Source organism: Streptomyces sp. NPDC059816, from assembly GCF_042732055.1.
Lineage (GTDB): Bacteria > Actinomycetota > Actinomycetes > Streptomycetales > Streptomycetaceae > Streptomyces.
This window is the reverse complement of the sequence record NZ_JBHWIQ010000023.1, coordinates 74,408-91,223: the sequence shown is the minus strand read 5'-3', so window position 1 is coordinate 91,223 and position 16,816 is coordinate 74,408. Positions and strand designations below refer to the sequence as shown.

Genomic DNA, 16,816 nt, shown 5'->3' with positions numbered 1-16,816 from the left:
GGCCGGGGGCGGGGTGCACGAGGCGCGGGCCCGCGCCTCAGCCCGGCCGGTCAGAAGGTGAAGACGATCCTCGCCCGTACGTCCCCCGCCAGCACCTGGGCGATGGAGTCGTTCACCGACTCCAGGGGCCTGGTCTCGCGGATGACCCGGGTGCGCCCCGCCGCGTGCAGCCGGAAGACCTCGTCCAGGTCCTGCCGGGTTCCGACGATCGACCCGAGCACGGCGGTGCCGCCCAGTACCGTTTCGAAGATCGGCACCTTGATCGTTCCGCCCGCGGGCATGGCGACCATCACCAACCGTCCGCCCCGCCGCAGCCCCGCGTTCAGCGCGCCGAACGCGGCCTCGTTCACGGCGAGGGCGAGCCCGATGTGCGCACCCCCGTGGGCGCGGAGCACCTCCGCCGGGTCCTCGGTGGCGGCGTTGACGAGGATGTCCGCGCCGAGGGAGCGGGCGAGGGCGAGCTTCTCGTCGGTGACGTCGATCGCCGCGACGGTCGCCCCGGCGATCTTGGCGTACTGCACCGCGAGGTGGCCGAGCCCGCCCACGCCCGAGATCGCGACCAGTTGGGCGGGCCGCACCCCGCCGACCTTGAGTGCCTTGTACGTGGTCACTCCCGCGCAGGTCAGGGGTGCCGCGTCGCGGGGGTCGACGCCGTCCGGCACCGGGCGCGCGAAGTCGGCCCAGGCGAGCATCTTCTCGGCGTACCCGCCGTCGGTGCCGTACCCGGTGTTGACCTGCTGCTCACAGAGCGTCTCCCAGCCCGACAGACAGTGCTCGCAGCGCCCGCAGGCCCAGCCGAGCCAGGGCAGGGCGACCCGGTCCCCGACACAGAGGTGGCTCACCCCGTCACCCAGCGTCTCCACGATCCCGACGGCCTCGTGACCGGGCACGAACGGCGGCGTCGGTTTCACCGGCCAGTCACCGTGCGCCGCATGGATGTCGGTGTGGCACAGGCCCGACGCCTCGACGGCGATCAGTACCTGCCCCGGGCCCGGTGCGGGGTCGGGCCGGTCCTCGATGACCAGGGGCTCACGGAACGCACGGACCACGGCAGCTTTCATGACGGCCTCCCGCTTCCATCGTGCGCGGAGTGCCGGCGAGGGGCATCCGGACGGCGCCGCACCGCAGCAGGCTCGGTCAAGGCCGGGACCACAAAAACGCGGAGCGGTCCCTGCCGGCAACGGTTGGGCCGTCCAAGAAGCGCCGACGCCCCTCGCGCAACGCTGAGCACCCTCGGCCTCCTGCGCCCCACCCGTCGCGCCGCACGGTCGTGGTGACGGCAGTGCGCCGCACCGGAACCTCCCGATCACCGGACCCGGGGGCCCCGGCCGCCGTACGATGCCACTGTTCGGCGCGGGCCGCCGGACACCACAACGGCATGGGGGACGTTCGGGGGAAGCCGGTGGGAATCCGGCGCTGACCTGCAACCGTGTGCGGCACTGCGGTGCCGCGAGTCGGAGCGCCCGGGGTTCCCCGTACACCGCTTCCCTCTGTCATGGTCTGCGGAGGTGGAGCCCTGGCGTCCCGCGCACCGGGTGCCCCGTCCATGAGGACCTGGACGGGCGGCCGAACGCAGGGGGAACTCGGGGCACTTCACCCCGTGGGCCCGTATCCGCCAGGAGGCCCCATGCGTCACCACCTCTTCCGTCGCACCGCCGTCGCCGCGGCCCTGCTCGGTCTCGTCCTCACCGGTGCCCCCGCACTGGCCGCCCCCGGCGTCGCGCCCGCCGCGGGGAGCACGCTGACGGCCGGGACCAACACCCCGGTGAAGGTCACGTTGACCGTGCGCGGGCCCGACGGGGTGCTGTTCCGGGGCAAGATCCGGACGAAGGGCCACGACGTCACGCCGGCCACCGGTGGCACCCAGCGTTGCGACGGCACGAACGGCGGCGCCCACCCCAGTGCGGTGCCCACGCCGACGGCCGCCCTCGACGACGCGGCGCGCAAGCGCGGGTTCGCCTGGGACGGCACCTGGTACCCGTCGTTCGAGGACTACTTCGTGCAGTCCATCAAGAACGTCGAGGGGGGCGCGACCGCCTACTGGAACATCTCCGTGAACGGGACGTCGACCCCCGTCGGCGGCTGCCAGTTCAGAATCCACGCCGGGGACCGGGTGGCCTTCACCTGGACCGCCCTGTAACCCTCCGGCGCCGACCCCGAAGCGGCCCCGGGATCAGCCGTGTTCGGTGTGGCTGGACGTGGTGTCGGCGGGCGGCTCGGTGCGTCCGCCGTCCCGGCCCGTGAGCAGCACGGCCACGAGCACGCCCAGGACGGCGACCACGGCCAGCCGCCCGCCCAGACGCAGCGCCCAGACGGCCTTGGCCCCCGGCCGTCCACCGGAGGCCGCGAGCCGCTGGGATCGCCGGGCCGGACGCATCAGTCGCGCCAGGAACAGTGCGGCGACGGGGAGTTGGAGCAGCCACACGGTGGTGCGGAACCAGCCGTCGTACCACACGTTCGTGCCGTACAGCAGGGTGTGCCAGACGCTGAGGACGTACACCACGAGGACGAAGCGGTGCATGACCCGCCAGGTCCTGGCGCCGATGCGGTGGCGGACGTAGAAGAGCAGGCCGAGGGGGATCGCGAGGTAGAGCGCGGCCTGACCGACGGGAATCGCGATCCGGCCGGTTCCCGAGGCGTACCCGCCGGGCACGAACGCCTCGACGAAGGCCGTGGCGGTGCTGGCGTACCAGGCGTCGGTGTCGTGCCGGACCAACTCGGCCGCGAACAGCAGTGCATGAGCGGCGATCAGCGCGATGGTGTTGATGCTCGTGGTGCGGTGGAGCCGTTCGAGGCGGGGGCCGGCCAGGGGCAGCCAGCTCGGGCGGGGGCCGGACAGCAGCAGTCCGAGGACCACGGTGCCCCAGGCCCACAGCAGCGCGGACCAGCCGAACGCCTGGCTGAGGAAGTACATCCAGAAGGCACCCGTGTCGGCCATGAACGGCATCACGGTGAGCGTGGACGAGGTCTCGGCCTCGATCCGGACGTAGAGCAGCACGAAGACGGCGCCCGTGACGAGGAGGGCGAGGGAGCCGTCGAGGACACCCGCCCGCAGGTCACCGCGGAGGGTCGCCCGGGGGCGGGGCGGCGCCGTCGACACGCCCGACGGTCCGGGGGGCGCACCTACGGCGGGAGAGGACTCGGAACCGGGCGCAGCACGGTCGTTTGTGGGGTTCACGGCGAGGGGCTCCGCTTCTGTCACGTGTCAATGAGGTCGTGCACGACCGGGTGGGGCCGGTCGCACACGTAGTCGGATGCGGAGGGCGGAAAGTTCCCGGGAGCGGGTAGTGACATGGGTCACGACACACGGTGTCCACAAACGGGGGCGATCGCGCCAACTGTCCGGTCAAAGCCCTTACCCGGGACCCGTATCCCACTGGCACCATGACTCTCATGGGAGCCGGAACCGCACTCCGCCTCACGCACGCGACGATCCTCGTCGCCGTGTGCGTCGTGGTGTCCGGGCTCGGCCACGCCCTGGCGTCGGGGGTCTCGCCCTCGTTCCAGGGGTATGCGGTCGCGGTTCCCCCGGTGTCACTGCTCGCCTGGCGACTGACCCGCAGGGAACGGTCCGCGGGCGCGGTGATCGGGGCGAGCGCCGGGGCCCAGGTCATGCTGCACGCACTGTTCGGTCTGACCCACGGCCCGGGCGGCACGGCACACGGGGTCCACACGGCCCATCCGCGCCCCGCCACCGCGGACGGCACGGGCCTGGCCGGGAGCACCGCACTCGCCCTCTTCCGTTCCCTGCGTGGCCTGTTCGACCTCTCTTCGGTCAGCTCGGGCATGGCCAGCGCGCACGTGCTCGCGGGTGCGGTGTGCGGCTGGTGGCTCTGGCGGGGGGAGCGCGCGCTCGCCCAACTCGGCCGGGCGCTGGCGCTGTTCCTCGGGGGCCTGCTGCGGTTCGCCGTGGCCGCCCTGTGCGGGGCGCAGGTCCTGCCGGTGGCGACTCCCGCCCCGGTCGAGCGTCGTGCGTCCGACCGCCTCCCGTCCCCGCTCGCCCTGTTGCGCGCGGCCCCTCGACGAGGACCCCCTCCTTTCGCGTCCTGAGGTTTTGTCCACTTATTTCACCTTTGACGGGTTAAATCCCGGACGCGAAGGGCGATTTGTCATGCCTTATTCACCTGGAGAAGGCGCACGATCCACCCGCAACGGCGCTGCCGCCGCCCGGCACGCGCACCGCGACGCGGAGATCACCACCTGGGCGCTGGCCGCCGGCCTCGGCGACCAGCGCGCCGCCGAACTCTTCGTCCACGCCACCTATGACGACGTACGGCGGTTCGTCGCCCATCTGACCACCGATGTCCCGGGTTCGGAGGATCTGGCCCAGGAAACCTTTCTGCGCGCACTGACCAGCCTCAGCGGATTCGCCGGACGGTCCTGCGCACGCACCTGGCTGCTGGCGATCGCCCGCCGGGTCGTCGTGGACCGGCTGCGCCGGGCCTCCGCACGGCCCAGGATCGCGGACAGCGCCGACTGGCTGACCGCCGCGGAGCGCGCGCAGCCCCGCCACCTCCCCGGCTTCGAGGAATCGGTGGCCTTCATGGACGCGCTCGACTCGCTGGAACCCGGACGGCGCCAGGCGTTCGCCCTGACCCGGCTCCTCGGCCTGTCCTACGCGGAGGCCGCGGAGGCCCTCGACTGCCCCGTGGGAACCATCCGCTCCCGGGTGGCACGTGCCCGTCGGGACCTGGCCGCCAGCTGGTTGGAGCAACCGAGCGGGGCCCCCGCCCTCGTGGCGGCCTGACCGCCGTCCCGGTGCGGGCGGCACTCACCGCCCGCACCGGGACCGGCCCGTTCCCGCGGCCCGTTCCCGCGGTCCGGGCGTGTGACCTGCGCAGCAACCGCGTCCCAGGCATGGGTTCCGGGCGCCGGGTCTGTCATGATGACGCGGAAAGGCGACGGCGGAACGAGGAAACCGGTGTGAATCCGGTGCGGTCCCGCCACTGTGATCGGCGAGCGAACCCCGAACGGCCCACTGCCCCTGTGCGGGTGGGAAGGGCGGGGCGAGCGGTGACCCGAGAGCCAGGAGACTCACGCGGTCGCCTCCTCGACAGAACTGGGGCGGATCTCCCCAGAGGGGAGCGTGAGTCGGGATGCCCGAAGGGCCGCTGGCCGACGATCCGGTGCCGTGCCGGGTCGTGGTGTGCCGGGACTGCTGCTGCGGCAGCGCGAAGGTGATCGGAGTCGATCACTCCGCGCAGGTGGCGCGGCTGCGCGAGGCGACCTCGGTGACGGTCGCCGCCTGCCTGGACGTCTGCGATCAGGCCAATGTGATCGTCGTCCGCCCGTCGGCCGCCGGACGCGCCGCCGGGGCACGTCCCGTCTGGCTCGGCCTCGTCAACGACTCCGACGCCACCGAGGACATCGTCTCCTGGGTCCGCGCCGGCGGCCCGGGGGTCGCCGCACCACCGGACGTCCTCGACCTCTACGTCTTCACCCCGCCGCGGCGGGTCCGTACCGCGCAGTCCGACGCGACGCACTGAACCAACGAACCGATCGCGGGCGGCGCCGTGCCGTCCGCGGTGAGAGGACCGACCACACCATGGCCAGACGCTCCGTCGCCCTGCTTGCCGCAGCCGCCTTCCTGATAGCGGGTTGCGGTGGCGGTGGCACCGACGAGAAGACCGACGGCGCGGCCTCCGCGCCCGAGGGCTTCCCGGTCACCGTCACCAACTGCGGCGTGAAGACGACGTACCAGCGTCCCCCGCAGCGGGCGGTCTCCCTGAACCAGCACGCCACCGAAGTGCTGTTGGCGCTCGGACTGGAGAAGTCCATGGTGGGCACCGCCTACTTGGACGACAAGATCCTGCCCGAGTACGCGGACGCCTACCAGGGCATCAAGGTCCTCGCGGACGAGTACCCGTCCTTCGAGGCGTTGCTCGCCGCCGAACCCGACTTCGCCTACGCGGGGTTCGCGAGCACCTTCGACGAGCAGGAGGGCCGCAGCCGCGCCGCGCTGACCAAGGCGGGCGTCAACTCCTACCTCAATGTGGAGGAGTGCCCCAAGGGGCCGGTGACGATGGACCTGATCGAGACGGAACTCCGCTCGATCGGAAAGATCTTCGGGGTGAAGGACCGCGCCGAACGCGAGGTCAAGAAGGTCCGCACGACGCTGAGCGGTGTCGAGGGCAAGCTCAAGGGCGTCGACCCGGTCGAGGTGTTCGTCTACGACAGCGGCGACAAGACGGCGTTCACCGCGGGCGGTGCCGGCATCGGCAACGAGATGATCAAGGAGGCGGGCGGCCGGAACCAGTTCGACGACCTGGACAAGCAGTTCGGCGACGTCTCGTTCGAGCAGGTCGCCGAACGGGCACCGGAGGCCATCGTCATCTACGACTACGGGGACAAGACCGTCGCCGACAAGAAGAAGTTCCTCCTCGCGCACCCCGCGTTGAAGGACGTCCCGGCGATCAAGAACAAGCGGTTCGCGGTGCTGCCGCTGTCCTCGACGGTGCTCGGCGTCCGGGTGCCCACCGGGGTGTCGGACCTCGCGCGTCAGCTGCACCCGGACCGCTTCCAGTGACCGGCGCGCCCCGGACGGCCGGGGCCGGTGCGCTGCACACCACCCGACGGGACCCGGCCCCGTCGCCCGACTCGTCGGAGCTTCGGACGGGTCGGGCCAAGCCGCCGTACGTGCTGGTCCTCGTCCTGCTGGCCGCCCTGGTGGCGGTGGCGGGGACGGCGGGCATCGCCGTCGGCTCGGTCAACGTCCCCGCGGGTCAGGTCTGGAGCATCCTGCTGCACCGGGTGCACCCCGGACTCGCCGAGACGACCTGGACCCCGGTGCGGGAGACGATCGTCATGGACGTGCGGCTGCCGCGCGTCCTGCTGTGCGCGGTGGTCGGTGCCGGACTCGCCGTCGCCGGAACCGCGCTCCAGGCCCTGGTCCGCAATCCGCTGGCCGATCCGATGCTGCTCGGGGTCTCCTCGGGCGCCTCGGTCGGTGCGGTGAGCGTCCTGGTGTTCAACCTGACGGCGTTCGGCCTGGTGACCCTGCCGCTGGCGGCGTTCTGCGGGGCGCTCGCCGCGCTGATCGCGGTGTACTTCCTCGCCCGGTCGGGCGGGCGGATGACCACCATCCGCCTGGTGCTCGCGGGCGTCGCCACCGCCGAGGTGCTGTCGGCGCTCGCCAGCTTCCTCATCGTCACCTCCAACGACCCGCACAAGACGCAGTCGGCGCTGCGCTGGATGCTCGGCGGGCTCGCCGGGACCACGTGGTCGATGCTGTGGATACCGGCCGTGGTCGTGCTCGCCGGCACGGTGGTGCTGCTCGGGGTGAGCCGCCCGTTGAACCTGCTGCTGGCCGGCGAGGAGGCGGCGACCGCGCTCGGGCTCGACGTGCACCGCTTCCGAGCGGCCATGTTCACCGTCGTCGCGCTGATGATCGGCACCATCGTCGCGGTCAGCGGTCAGATCGGCTTCGTCGGCCTCATCATGCCGCACATCGTGCGGCTGCTGGTGGGCGCCGACCACCGCCGGGCCCTGCCCGCCGCCGCGCTGCTGGGGGCGGCGTTCCTCATCGCCGCGGACCTCGCGGCACGGACCCTGATGAGCCCCGAGGAGGTCCCGGTCGGCATTCTCACCGCACTGGTCGGCGGCCCCTTCTTCCTGTGGCTGATGCGACGGAGGACGTCATGACGGCGCCGATCGAGAAGGAGGGTGCGCGGCTGCCCGGCACGGCCGCGCCCGGCGCACTGGACATCGAGGACGTGACGGTCGCCGTGGGCGGCCGGGCGCTGGTCACCGGAGTGTCCCTCCAGGTGGCCCCGGGTGAGGTGGTCGGACTCGCGGGACCCAACGGCGCGGGGAAGTCCACCCTGCTGCGCACGGTGTACCGCACGCTGCGGCCCACCTCGGGGCGGGTGCTGCTGGACGGCGAGGACGTGTGGCGACTGCCCGGCAAGCGACTGGCGAGGCAGCTGGCCGCCGTGCTCCAGGAGAGCGCGGGGGACTTCGAACTCACCGTGTACGACGTGGTGGCGATGGGGCGCACCCCGCACAAACGGGCCTTCGCCGGCGATGACGCCGACGACCGGGCGGTCATCGCCTCGGCACTGGCCCGCCTCGACGTGGACGCGCTCGCGCAGGCCCCCTTCAACCGGCTGTCCGGCGGGGAGAAGCAGCGCGTCCTGATCGCCCGCGCCCTCGCCCAGCAGGCCGGCACGATGGTGCTGGACGAGCCGACCAACCACCTGGACCTGCGCCACCAGCTGGACGTGCTGCGGCTGGTGCGGCAACTCGGCGTCACCACGGTCGTCGCCCTGCACGACCTGAACCTCGCCGCCGCCTTCTGCGACCGGCTCTGCGTGCTCGCGGCCGGTCGGGTCGTCGCGCTGGGCCCGCCGGCGGAGGTCCTCACCCGGGAGTTGCTGTCCGAGGTGTACCGGGTGGAGGCCGAGGTCGACCGGCATCCGGTCACCGGGGTCCCGCACATCACCCTGGTGACCGGGGACGAGGGTCCGACGCGGGCGTTCCGCCCGTGACGGGCTCCCCGCCTCCGGTCGGGCACCGCCGGGCGGACGAGCGCCCGAACGCCGTGGACCCCGGCGACCCCGGCGAGGCGACGGCCCCGCCGGCCGAGGTCGCCGCGGCCCTGCGCGACGTGGCGGAACTCGGCGGCTTCTTCTCGGTGCGGGTGGGCGGACCCGACGCCGGCTGGCACTCCCTCGGGGAGGCGTACGCGCGCGGCGTGCCCGATCTGATCGCGGCGACCACGGCCCGCCACCGCAGCGAGGAGCCGCGGGTCGCCGCGTCGATCACCCAGCTCAGCCAGGCCGCCCGGCTGTGGTCACCGCTCCTCGCGTGCACGGTCCTGCACGGCGTCGTGCCCGACCTGTCCCGTCTGCAACGCGCCGACGAAGGGCCTGCGCTGCGGCTGCCGCGGGCCACCGGGCGGTACGCGGCCCGGGTCCCCCGGCTCGTGGACGAGCTGTACGACACGGTGGTGACCCGGCGGCTGGACGCATTGCGCGCCGGGCTCCCCGTCAAGGTGTCCCCCCGGCTCCTGGACGGGAACACCGCCTCCGCGCTGGTCGAGGCGGGGCGGGCCGTCCTGGCCGCCCGGCCGGGGGCGCGCGGGCGGCTGGAGCCCCTGGTGGACCGGCTGCTGAGCACGGGCCGCCTCGCCGGTACGGGCTCGGTCACCGGCCCGGACCTGACGTTCCGGCGGCGCAGTTGTTGTCTGTACTACCGGGCCCCGGCAGGGGCGAAGTGCGGGGACTGCGGTCTGGCGGAGCGGCAGCCCTGACCTCCCGGGTCGGCCGCCCGTCGACCTGGCCGCTCCCGGTCACCGCCCGGCCCACCGGGTCACTGCCCGGCGCGGCCCGCGTACTCCACGGACGGCTCGGTGGTTGCGGGCCCGGACATGTGCAGCGCCTCGACGAGGTCCCGGTAGAGCCGGTCGCCGTGCAGGAGTTCGAGGTGGGTGCCGACCGCGCGGACCCCGCCCTCCTCCATCACGACGATCCGGTCGGCGCCGACGACCGTGGACAGCCGGTGGGCTATGGACAGCACGGCCGCGCGGTCCGCGTGGGCGCGGACGTGTTCGGTGATGGCGGCCTCCGTCAGGGCGTCGATCTGGGCGGTGGCCTCGTCCAGGAGCAGGACGTCCGGGGCGTGCAGCAGGGCCCGGGCGAGGGCGACGCGTTGGCGCTGGCCACCGGAGAGCGAGGTCGGACTCAGCTCGGTGTCGAGTCCGTCGGGCAGCGTGCGGACGTGGTCACCGAGCCGCACCTCGTCCAGGGCGCGGTACAACTCGTCCTCGGTGGCGTCCGGGTGGGCGAGCAGCATGTTGTCGCGCACCGAACCGGGGACGAGCGGGGTGTCCTGCTCCACGTAGGCGAAGCGTCGGCGGATGTCGGCCACCAACAGGTCGGCGTAGTCGGTGCCGTCGAGCCGGATTCGGCCGTGCTCGGGGTGGACGAAGCGCAGCAGCAACGAGAACAGCGTCGTCTTGCCGGCGCCGGAGGGGCCGACGATCGCGGTGTGGCCGCGGGCCGGGATGTCGAGGTCCACCTCGCGCACGGCGGGTTGCCCGCCGGGCGCGTAGCGGGCGGTGATCCCGCGGAGTTCGATCAGCGGGCGCTCGCCGTCCCCCTCCGGCCGCACGGGGACCGCAGCGCCGGCCGTGGCGCCCGGGCCGCGCGTGTCGGGCACCTGCTCCGCCTGGCCTTCAAGGGGGACGTCCTCGACCTCGCGGATGCGCGCGGCGGCGGCGATGCCCGACTGGAGCGCGGTCACGTGGCCGGAGAGTTCGGTGACCGGTCCCATGAGTCCGAAGGTGTAGAGGAGGAAGGCGATCAGGCTGGAGACCTCCAGGCTCCCGTGGGAGACCCGCCAGGCGCCGAAGCCGAGGATGCCGATCAGCGCGAGTTGGATGCCTCCGTAGGCGACGGACCAGGCGACCGCCTCGCGCCGCACGGAGTTGACGCCGTGCGCGGTGGCCGTCCGGGCGTGGCCGACGATGCGTTCGGCGACGCGGTCCTCGGCGCGGGCCGCCTTGACGGTCCGCAGGGCGCGCAGCGCGCCTTCGAGCGCCCCGCCCATGCTGCCGAGGGCTGCCTGTGCCTTCTCCTGTTCGGTGGCGATCTTCGGCATCAGCAGCAGGAAGACGGCGGCGATCAGGACGACGGCACCGACCGTGACCGAGAGCAGCACCAGGTCGAGCACGCCCATCAGCACGAGGGTGCCGACCATGAGCACCCCGCCGTTGATCAGGCCGACGATGCTGGAGGAGGCGGCCTCGCGCAGCAGCACGGTGTCGGAGGTGACGCGGGTGGTGAGTTCCCCGGTGGGGCGCGCGCTGAGCGGGAGCAGGGCGGCACGGAAGTAGCGGCGCACGACGGACTCGCGGGCGTCCAGCACGATCCGTTCGGCGACGGTGCCGAGCAGGATCGTCTGCCACAGCCCCACGACCGCGCCCAGGACGAGGAGGCCGAGCAGCACGGTGATCGGCCAGGCGAGTCGGATGTCGCCGCCCAGCGAGTCGAGCACCAGTTTGGTGGTCATCGGGGTGGCGAGTTCCATCGCCGAGCCCAGGAGCGCGAGGAGCAGCCCGAGGGCGAGGCGCCGGCGGTGCGGGCGGGCGAAGCTCCCCAGAATCCGTAGCCGGGCGAAGCCGCCGCCCTTCGGGACTGCCGGGTCGGGCGACGGTCCTTCCGTGGTCGGGGAGGTGGTCGAGGCGGCCACCGGTTCATTAAATCGGTCATCCATGCCCCAGATAAGAGCATGGAGTATCGATATCCGGCAACTGATTACCCACACCGATACACTGGGCCCGTGCTGAAACAGATGCCTCCGGAGGAGTCCCGCACCCGGTCACGAACCCGCCGTGCGATCCTCGACGCCGCCGTCACGGTCCTCAGCGAGGACCACTCCGCACCGTTGAGCCAGGTGGCCGACGCCGCCCAAGTGGCCCGCAGCACGCTCCAGCGCTACTTCGCGGACCGCGCCGCCCTGCTCGCCGCGCTCTCCGCGTACGCGTCCGAGCGGATCGACGAGGCCGCCCGGCAGGCACGGACCGACGAGGGGCCTCCCCTGGACGCCCTGCGCCGCTTCGTCCACGAACTGTTCGACCTCGGGGACATCGTGATGCTGGTGAGCCCGGGCTGGGAGGACGAACAGGACGGGGACCCGGAGTCGGCGACGGACGTGGCCCTGTGCGCACTCCTGGCGCGCGGCCGGGCGGAGGAGGCCCTGGACGACCGGCTCACCGACGCCTGGATCGAGCAGCTGCTGTGGGCGACCCTGTACACGGCCTGGACCTACGTCCGCGACCACGGCGCCACCAAGCACGACTCCCTGACCGCCTGCCTGACCACGCTCACCAAGGCGGTCCGCGCCGAGTAGCCCCGGCGGAAGGGGGGCCCACACCCGATCGCTCCCGTCGAACGCGACACCCGCGCGGAGTCCAACGCCCCGTGCGGCTCGGGCGTCGAGATTCTCCCAAAGAAATTCTGCAAAAATACTTTGGGAAACTGTCGGGAGCGTCCTATGGTCGATGAGTGACCAGTCAAGAGCACCACCGCGTCCTGGACCCCGATACGGACGCCGCCGCCCTCAAGGCCCTGACCCACCCCTTGCGGACGCGTCTGCTCGGCCTGCTGCGCCAGTACGGGCCCGCCACCGCGAGCGAGTTGGCCGTCCGCACCGGGGAGTCCTCCGCGTCCACCAGCTATCACCTCCGGGTCCTGGCGAGGTACGCCTTCGTCACCGAGGCCGAGCACCGGGACGGGCGGGAACGCCGGTGGCGCGCGGTCCATGCGGTCACCTCCTGGAGCAACTCCGCCATGGGTGCCTCCCCCGGGGGCCGCGCCGCCGTCAGCGCGCTGCGCCGGCGCCAGCTGGAGCACCTCGCCAGCTCGCTGACCCGGCACGAGGAGGACATGGAGGCGGGCCGGCTCGGGGAGGAGTGGCGCGAACCCTCCGGGATCACCGACCTGCTCCCCCGGCTGACCCCCGAGTCCGTGACCGAACTGTGGCGGGCCTTCGAGGAACGGGTCGTCGAACTGACCGCCCGGGACGCCGAGGACCCGCGCGCCCGACAGGTCGTCCTCATCACCGCCGGCCTCCCGCTCGCCCCCGAGCCGCCCGCCCCACCCACGACCGGGGCGACGGGGGTGGCGGAAGGCGCCACGGAACCGGACAGCGAGGAGCACCGGTGAGCGCCCCCGGCGGCATAGCCGTCGGTCCGCGGATCGACCCCCGGTCGGCCCGCCGTCGCTACGTCACGACCTGCGCGCTCTTCTGGCTGCCCATGGGGCTGACGATCGCACCGCTCGTCCTCCTCTTCACCGAACGCGGCATGGCCCTCACCGCCGTCGCGGGCTTCTTCCTCGCGCACTCCCTCACCGCCGCCGTGCTCGAACTGCCCACCGGAGGGCTCTCGGACGTCATCGGCCGCCGGGCCGTCCTCGCCGCCGCCGGACTGCTCAACGCGGTGGCCTTCACCCTCCAGGCCCTGTCCACCACGGCCTGGGCACTCGCCCTGGGCATGACGCTGATGGGTGCGGGCCGCGCCCTGTCCAGCGGCCCCGCCGAAGCCTGGTACGTCGACGCCGTCCACGCGTCCCGGGGTCCCGACGCCGAACTGCGCACCGGTCTGGCGCGCGGTGGTGCGGCGACCTCCGCGGCCCTCGCCCTCGGCACCCTGGTCGGGGGCGCGCTGCCCTGGCTGCTGGACCTCGGCCCGGGCGACCGCATCGCCTCGGCCACCTCGGACCTGGTGCTGCCGCTGTCCGCGCCCCTGCTGCTGGGCACCGTCGTCGTCCTGGGCTTCACCGGATACGTGCTGACCGCGCTGCGGGAACCCCCGCGCGCCCCGGTGACCCTGCCCGGCGTGTTGCGGGGCGTGCCCACGACCGTGGCCGAAGGACTGCGGCTCGGCGGGCGCAGCGCCCTGGTCCGACGGGTGCTGTGGAACACGGCGGCGATCGGTGGCGCGCTCGCCACCACGGAACTGCTCACCCCGGGGCGGGTGGCGGCGCTGACGGGCGCTCCGGAGTCCGGCACGCTGGTGTTCGGCGCGCTCTCCTGCGCCGGCTTCGCGTGCTCGGCCCTCGGCAGCCAGCTGGCCCCGCCGGTCGCCCGACGCGCCGGCAGCGGGCAGCGGGCGGTCCTGGTGTCCCTGGCCACCGCAGCGGTCGGGTTGTTGTTGCTCGGCGTGACCGCCGCCGCCTCCGGTCCGCCCGCCTGGGCACTGGGCGCCCTCGGCTACGGGCTGTTGTACCTGGGGCTGGGGGCGGCGGGCCCCAACCAGAACGAACTGCTGCACCGCGCGGTGGCCTCGTCCGGCCGGGCCACCGCCCTGTCCGTACAGTCCCTGGCCCTCCAGCTGACCGGCGCGGTCACCGGCCTGCTCGTCGCTTCGCTCGGGGTGGGCCCGTTGCCCTGGCTGCTCGCCACGGCCCTGCTGCTCGCGGCGGCCCTGCTGTGGTGTCGGGCACCGGAGCGGGACTCCGCACCGGGCTCCTCCGCACCGGTGCCGGAGACCACCGCGACGGCAAGTTAGGGTTGCCTCACCAAACCTGACGCGGGGTCATATGGCCTCGGGGGCACTGATGCGTGGAGGACGAACGGATGCGGCAGGACCGGACGGCGACCGGAGCGGAGCACACGGCGGGGCACACCCAGGGGGTCGTGGGCCGGGCCCGCACCCGTGACGGCCGCACCCTCTACCACCAGCGCCGGACCGCGAGGCCGCCGGGCGCCGCGGCGACGGTGGTGTTCGAGGGCGGACTGGCGGCGAGCCGCTCGTACTGGGCGCTCGTCCAGGAGGAGCTCGCGGACGACGCCGACACCGTGGTGTACGACCGCAGCGGCCTCGGCCGCAGCCCGCGCGGCCGGGCGCCGCGCACCCTCGCACGGCTGGCCCGGGACCTGGGCGACCTGCTGGACCACCTGGGGCCGGGTCCCTTCGTCCTGGCGGGGCACAGCTGGGGCGGTCCGGTGGTCCGGGTGGCCGCCGCGGCGGCCACCGGGCGGATCGCGGGGGTCGTCCTGATCGACGCCACGGACGAGGCGTGCGAACCGCTGTTCGACCCGACGTCACGCGCGCTGGAGCGTACGGCCCAGCGCAAGAGCGCGGAGCTCGCCCGTACGGGTCAGCTCGGCCCCGCCTTCCGTCCGCTCACCGACGCGCTCCCGCCCGACGCCGGGGCGGACATGCGCCGGGAGGGCTTCACCCCGCGGGCCATGCGCACCCGTGGCGCCGAACTCGCGGCGGTGACGGACGGTCTGCGGTCCCTGCTGGAGCGGCCCCCGCAGCTGGGGAACGTGCCGGTGACGGTGATCTCGGCCGCGCTGGAGACCCCCGGGATGACGCCCGAGTTGCGGGCGGCCCTCGACACGGCCCATGCGCACCGCGCCGCGGAGTCCCGCCGGGGGCGTCACGTCTACGCCCTGCGCTCCGGCCACATGGTCCCCGTGGGCGAGCCCCGGATCATCGCTGAGGAGGTACGGCGTCTGCTCGGGTGACGGACGCCGGAGCCGGCCGGAGCGGCACCGGCGCCGCGACCCCGAGCGGGCGGGTTCGGCGCCTTTGACGGCGGGGCGGTGCTGCACGATCACCCCGTCGTCTTCGATACTGGAGAGGACCCATCTCATCGGGTAAGCCGCTCGTACGTCCGCCGGACCGTCTCCCGGGAGGAACCCCTTGCGCATGCTGATCAACGTGGCCGAGACCGTGGTGGCCGACGCCCTGCGGGGCATCGCCGCGGCCCACCCGGACCTGACCGTCGACGTGGCGAACCGGGTGATCGTGCGCCGTGACGCACCGGTCGCCGGCCAGGTCGGAATCGTCTCGGGCGGGGGCTCCGGGCACGAACCGCTGCACGGCGGTTTCGTGGGTCCGGGCATGCTGTCGGCGGCCTGCCCCGGCGAGGTGTTCACCTCGCCCGTGCCCGACCAGATGCTGCGGGCGGCCGCCGCCGTGGACAGCGGCGCCGGAGTGCTCTTCGTCGTCAAGAACTACACCGGCGACGTGCTCAACTTCGACATGGCCGCCGAGTTGGCCGAGGACGAGGGCATCCGGGTCGCCAAGGTCCTCGTCAACGACGACGTGGCGGTCATCGACAGCCTGTACACCGCCGGGCGTCGCGGGACGGGCGCCACCCTCTTCGTGGAGAAGATCGCGGGCGCGGCGGCCGAGGAGGGCCTGCCGCTCGAACGGGTCGAGGCCCTGGCCCGTCAGGTGAACGAGAACTCCCGCAGCTTCGGGGTGGCCCTCAGTTCGGTGACCACCCCGGCGAAGGGCAGTCCCACCTTCGACCTGCCGTCCGGGGAACTGGAACTGGGCATCGGCATCCACGGGGAGCCCGGGCGGGAGCGACGGCCGATGATGACCTCCCGGGAGATCGCGGACTTCGCGGTGCACACCGTCCTCGACGACCTCACCCCGAGGAACCCCGTCCTGGTGCTGGTCAACGGCATGGGCGCGACCCCCCTGTTGGAGCTCTACGGGTTCAGCGCCGAAGTGCAGCGCGTCCTCGGAGAGCGGCGGATCACCGTGGCCCGGACCCTGGTCGGCAACTACGTCACCTCGCTGGACATGGCGGGGGCCTCCGTCACCCTCTGCCAGGTGGACGGGGAGTTGCTGCGGTTGTGGGACGCCCCGGTGAGCACGCCCGCGCTGCGCTGGGGCAGGTGACCACGCCGCCCCCGTCACCCGCTCCCCCACCATCCCTCACCAGGAGTTCGCGTGTTGGACACCGAGTTCTTCCTCCGCTGGATGCGGGCCACCGCCACGGCCGTGGACCGTGAGGCGGACCGGCTCACCGCCCTCGACTCCCCGATCGGAGACGCCGACCACGGCAGCAACCTGCAACGGGGGTTCCTCGCGGTGCAGGACGCCCTGGCGACGGAGGCACCCGAAACCCCCGGCGCCGTGCTGGTCCTCGCCGGCAGTCGGCTCATCTCGACCGTGGGCGGAGCTTCGGGCCCGCTGTACGGAACGCTGCTGCGCCGCACCGGCAAGGCGTTGGGGGGCGCCCCCGAGGTGTCCGGCGCCGACTTCGCGCTCGCGCTGCGCACCGGGGTCGACGCGGTGGCGACGCTCGGCGGGGCGGCCCCCGGGGACAAGACGATGCTGGACGCGTTGGTGCCGGCGGTCGAAGCGCTGACGCAGGGCGGTACGTTCGCCGCGGCGCGGGCCGCCGCCGACACGGGGGCGCAGGCCACGATCCCGATGCTGGCGCGCAAGGGGCGGGCGAGCTACCTCGGCGAACGCAGCATCGGCCACCAGGACCCGGGCGCGACCTCGTCCGCGCTGCTGATCGCCGCGCTCGGCTTCGCCCAGGGAGGCGGCACGGGTGAGTGA

At 73.3% G+C, this 16,816-nt stretch carries 17 protein-coding genes and 2 riboswitches; of the genes, 14 read left to right on the top strand and 3 right to left on the bottom strand.

Annotated elements, in window-relative coordinates:
- Nucleotides 1-50: 50 nt before the first annotated feature.
- The gene (locus ACFV88_RS26950; protein WP_385494479.1) at nt 51-1,061 is read right to left on the bottom strand and encodes an alcohol dehydrogenase catalytic domain-containing protein; all 1,011 of its coding nucleotides are present in this window, start codon (nt 1,059-1,061) and stop codon (nt 51-53) included.
- A 331-nt stretch (nt 1,062-1,392) separates the two neighbouring features.
- Nucleotides 1,393-1,465, top strand: a riboswitch (cobalamin riboswitch).
- Nucleotides 1,466-1,627: 162 nt separating this feature from the next.
- Between ACFV88_RS26950 and ACFV88_RS26945 the strand changes: the two genes are divergently transcribed.
- A complete protein-coding gene (locus ACFV88_RS26945; protein ID WP_385494478.1) occupies nt 1,628-2,140 on the top strand; it encodes a DUF4430 domain-containing protein in 513 nt (170 codons plus the stop codon).
- Between the two features lie 33 nt (nt 2,141-2,173).
- On the opposite strand, the gene ACFV88_RS26940 is transcribed toward ACFV88_RS26945, so the two are convergent.
- A complete protein-coding gene (locus ACFV88_RS26940; protein WP_385494477.1) occupies nt 2,174-3,202 on the bottom strand; it encodes a ferric reductase-like transmembrane domain-containing protein in 1,029 nt (342 codons plus the stop codon).
- A 191-nt stretch (nt 3,203-3,393) separates the two neighbouring features.
- Here ACFV88_RS26940 and ACFV88_RS26935 point away from each other — a divergent pair, with 191 nt between their 5' ends.
- From ACFV88_RS26935 to ACFV88_RS26905, 7 genes are all read left to right on the top strand, one after another.
- Complete coding sequence (locus ACFV88_RS26935) at nt 3,394-4,050, top strand: hypothetical protein (RefSeq protein WP_385494476.1); 657 nt, start codon at nt 3,394-3,396, stop codon at nt 4,048-4,050.
- A gap of 61 nt (nt 4,051-4,111) precedes the next feature.
- The gene (locus ACFV88_RS26930; protein WP_385494475.1) at nt 4,112-4,747 is read left to right on the top strand and encodes a sigma-70 family RNA polymerase sigma factor; all 636 of its coding nucleotides are present in this window, start codon (nt 4,112-4,114) and stop codon (nt 4,745-4,747) included.
- Nucleotides 4,748-4,908: 161 nt separating this feature from the next.
- Nucleotides 4,909-5,036, top strand: a riboswitch (cobalamin riboswitch).
- Between the two features lie 60 nt (nt 5,037-5,096).
- Nucleotides 5,097-5,486, top strand: a complete 390-nt coding sequence (locus tag ACFV88_RS26925) for a (2Fe-2S) ferredoxin domain-containing protein (RefSeq protein WP_385494474.1) — start codon at nt 5,097-5,099, stop codon at nt 5,484-5,486.
- 59 nt (nt 5,487-5,545) lie between these two features.
- Nucleotides 5,546-6,526 carry an ABC transporter substrate-binding protein gene (locus tag ACFV88_RS26920; RefSeq protein ID WP_385494473.1) on the top strand — a complete coding sequence of 327 codons (981 nt, stop codon included), beginning with the start codon at nt 5,546-5,548 and terminating at the stop codon, nt 6,524-6,526.
- Nucleotides 6,527-6,636: 110 nt separating this feature from the next.
- Nucleotides 6,637-7,641: a FecCD family ABC transporter permease gene (locus ACFV88_RS26915; RefSeq protein WP_385494525.1), complete on the top strand. Its 1,005-nt coding sequence runs from the start codon at nt 6,637-6,639 to the stop codon at nt 7,639-7,641.
- Nucleotides 7,638-8,486: an ABC transporter ATP-binding protein gene (locus ACFV88_RS26910; protein WP_385494472.1), complete on the top strand. Its 849-nt coding sequence runs from the start codon at nt 7,638-7,640 to the stop codon at nt 8,484-8,486. Before ACFV88_RS26915 ends, ACFV88_RS26910 begins: the two co-directional genes overlap by 4 nt.
- Nucleotides 8,487-8,539: 53 nt before the next feature.
- A complete protein-coding gene (locus ACFV88_RS26905; RefSeq protein ID WP_385494524.1) occupies nt 8,540-9,250 on the top strand; it encodes a (2Fe-2S)-binding protein in 711 nt (236 codons plus the stop codon).
- 59 nt (nt 9,251-9,309) lie between these two features.
- Here ACFV88_RS26905 and ACFV88_RS26900 read toward each other — a convergent pair whose 3' ends face one another.
- Nucleotides 9,310-11,190: an ABC transporter ATP-binding protein gene (locus tag ACFV88_RS26900; RefSeq protein WP_385494471.1), complete on the bottom strand. Its 1,881-nt coding sequence runs from the start codon at nt 11,188-11,190 to the stop codon at nt 9,310-9,312.
- A 90-nt stretch (nt 11,191-11,280) separates the two neighbouring features.
- Between ACFV88_RS26900 and ACFV88_RS26895 the strand changes: the two genes are divergently transcribed.
- The 6 genes from ACFV88_RS26895 (at nt 11,281) to dhaL (ending at nt 16,816) form a co-directional block, all read left to right on the top strand.
- Complete coding sequence (locus tag ACFV88_RS26895) at nt 11,281-11,850, top strand: TetR/AcrR family transcriptional regulator (protein WP_385494470.1); 570 nt, start codon at nt 11,281-11,283, stop codon at nt 11,848-11,850.
- A gap of 155 nt (nt 11,851-12,005) precedes the next feature.
- The gene (locus tag ACFV88_RS26890; RefSeq protein WP_385494469.1) at nt 12,006-12,665 is read left to right on the top strand and encodes an ArsR/SmtB family transcription factor; all 660 of its coding nucleotides are present in this window, start codon (nt 12,006-12,008) and stop codon (nt 12,663-12,665) included.
- Nucleotides 12,662-14,011, top strand: a complete 1,350-nt coding sequence (locus ACFV88_RS26885; RefSeq protein ID WP_385494468.1) for an MFS transporter — start codon at nt 12,662-12,664, stop codon at nt 14,009-14,011. The genes ACFV88_RS26890 and ACFV88_RS26885 overlap by 4 nt, the downstream gene beginning before the upstream one ends.
- Nucleotides 14,012-14,079: 68 nt before the next feature.
- Entirely contained in the window at nt 14,080-14,976 is an 897-nt protein-coding gene (locus ACFV88_RS26880; protein ID WP_385494467.1) for an alpha/beta fold hydrolase, read from the top strand.
- 178 nt (nt 14,977-15,154) lie between these two features.
- A complete protein-coding gene (dhaK, locus tag ACFV88_RS26875) occupies nt 15,155-16,147 on the top strand; it encodes a dihydroxyacetone kinase subunit DhaK (RefSeq protein WP_385494466.1) in 993 nt (330 codons plus the stop codon).
- A 51-nt stretch (nt 16,148-16,198) separates the two neighbouring features.
- Nucleotides 16,199-16,816: a dihydroxyacetone kinase subunit DhaL gene (gene dhaL, locus ACFV88_RS26870; protein ID WP_385494465.1), complete on the top strand. Its 618-nt coding sequence runs from the start codon at nt 16,199-16,201 to the stop codon at nt 16,814-16,816.

Excerpts from the sequence above, each read along its gene's own strand:
- ACFV88_RS26930 (WP_385494475.1), top strand. The coding sequence starts at position 4,112 with ATGCCTTATTCACCTGGAGAAGGCGCACGATCCACCCGCAACGGCGCT.
- ACFV88_RS26880 (WP_385494467.1), top strand. The coding sequence starts at position 14,080 with ATGCGGCAGGACCGGACGGCGACCGGAGCGGAGCACACGGCGGGGCAC.
- ACFV88_RS26945 (WP_385494478.1), top strand. The coding sequence starts at position 1,628 with ATGCGTCACCACCTCTTCCGTCGCACCGCCGTCGCCGCGGCCCTGCTC.
- ACFV88_RS26910 (WP_385494472.1), top strand. The coding sequence starts at position 7,638 with ATGACGGCGCCGATCGAGAAGGAGGGTGCGCGGCTGCCCGGCACGGCC.
- ACFV88_RS26925 (WP_385494474.1), top strand. The coding sequence starts at position 5,097 with ATGCCCGAAGGGCCGCTGGCCGACGATCCGGTGCCGTGCCGGGTCGTG.
- ACFV88_RS26935 (WP_385494476.1), top strand. The coding sequence starts at position 3,394 with ATGGGAGCCGGAACCGCACTCCGCCTCACGCACGCGACGATCCTCGTC.
- ACFV88_RS26950 (WP_385494479.1), bottom strand. The coding sequence starts at position 1,061 with ATGAAAGCTGCCGTGGTCCGTGCGTTCCGTGAGCCCCTGGTCATCGAG.
- ACFV88_RS26920 (WP_385494473.1), top strand. The coding sequence starts at position 5,546 with ATGGCCAGACGCTCCGTCGCCCTGCTTGCCGCAGCCGCCTTCCTGATA.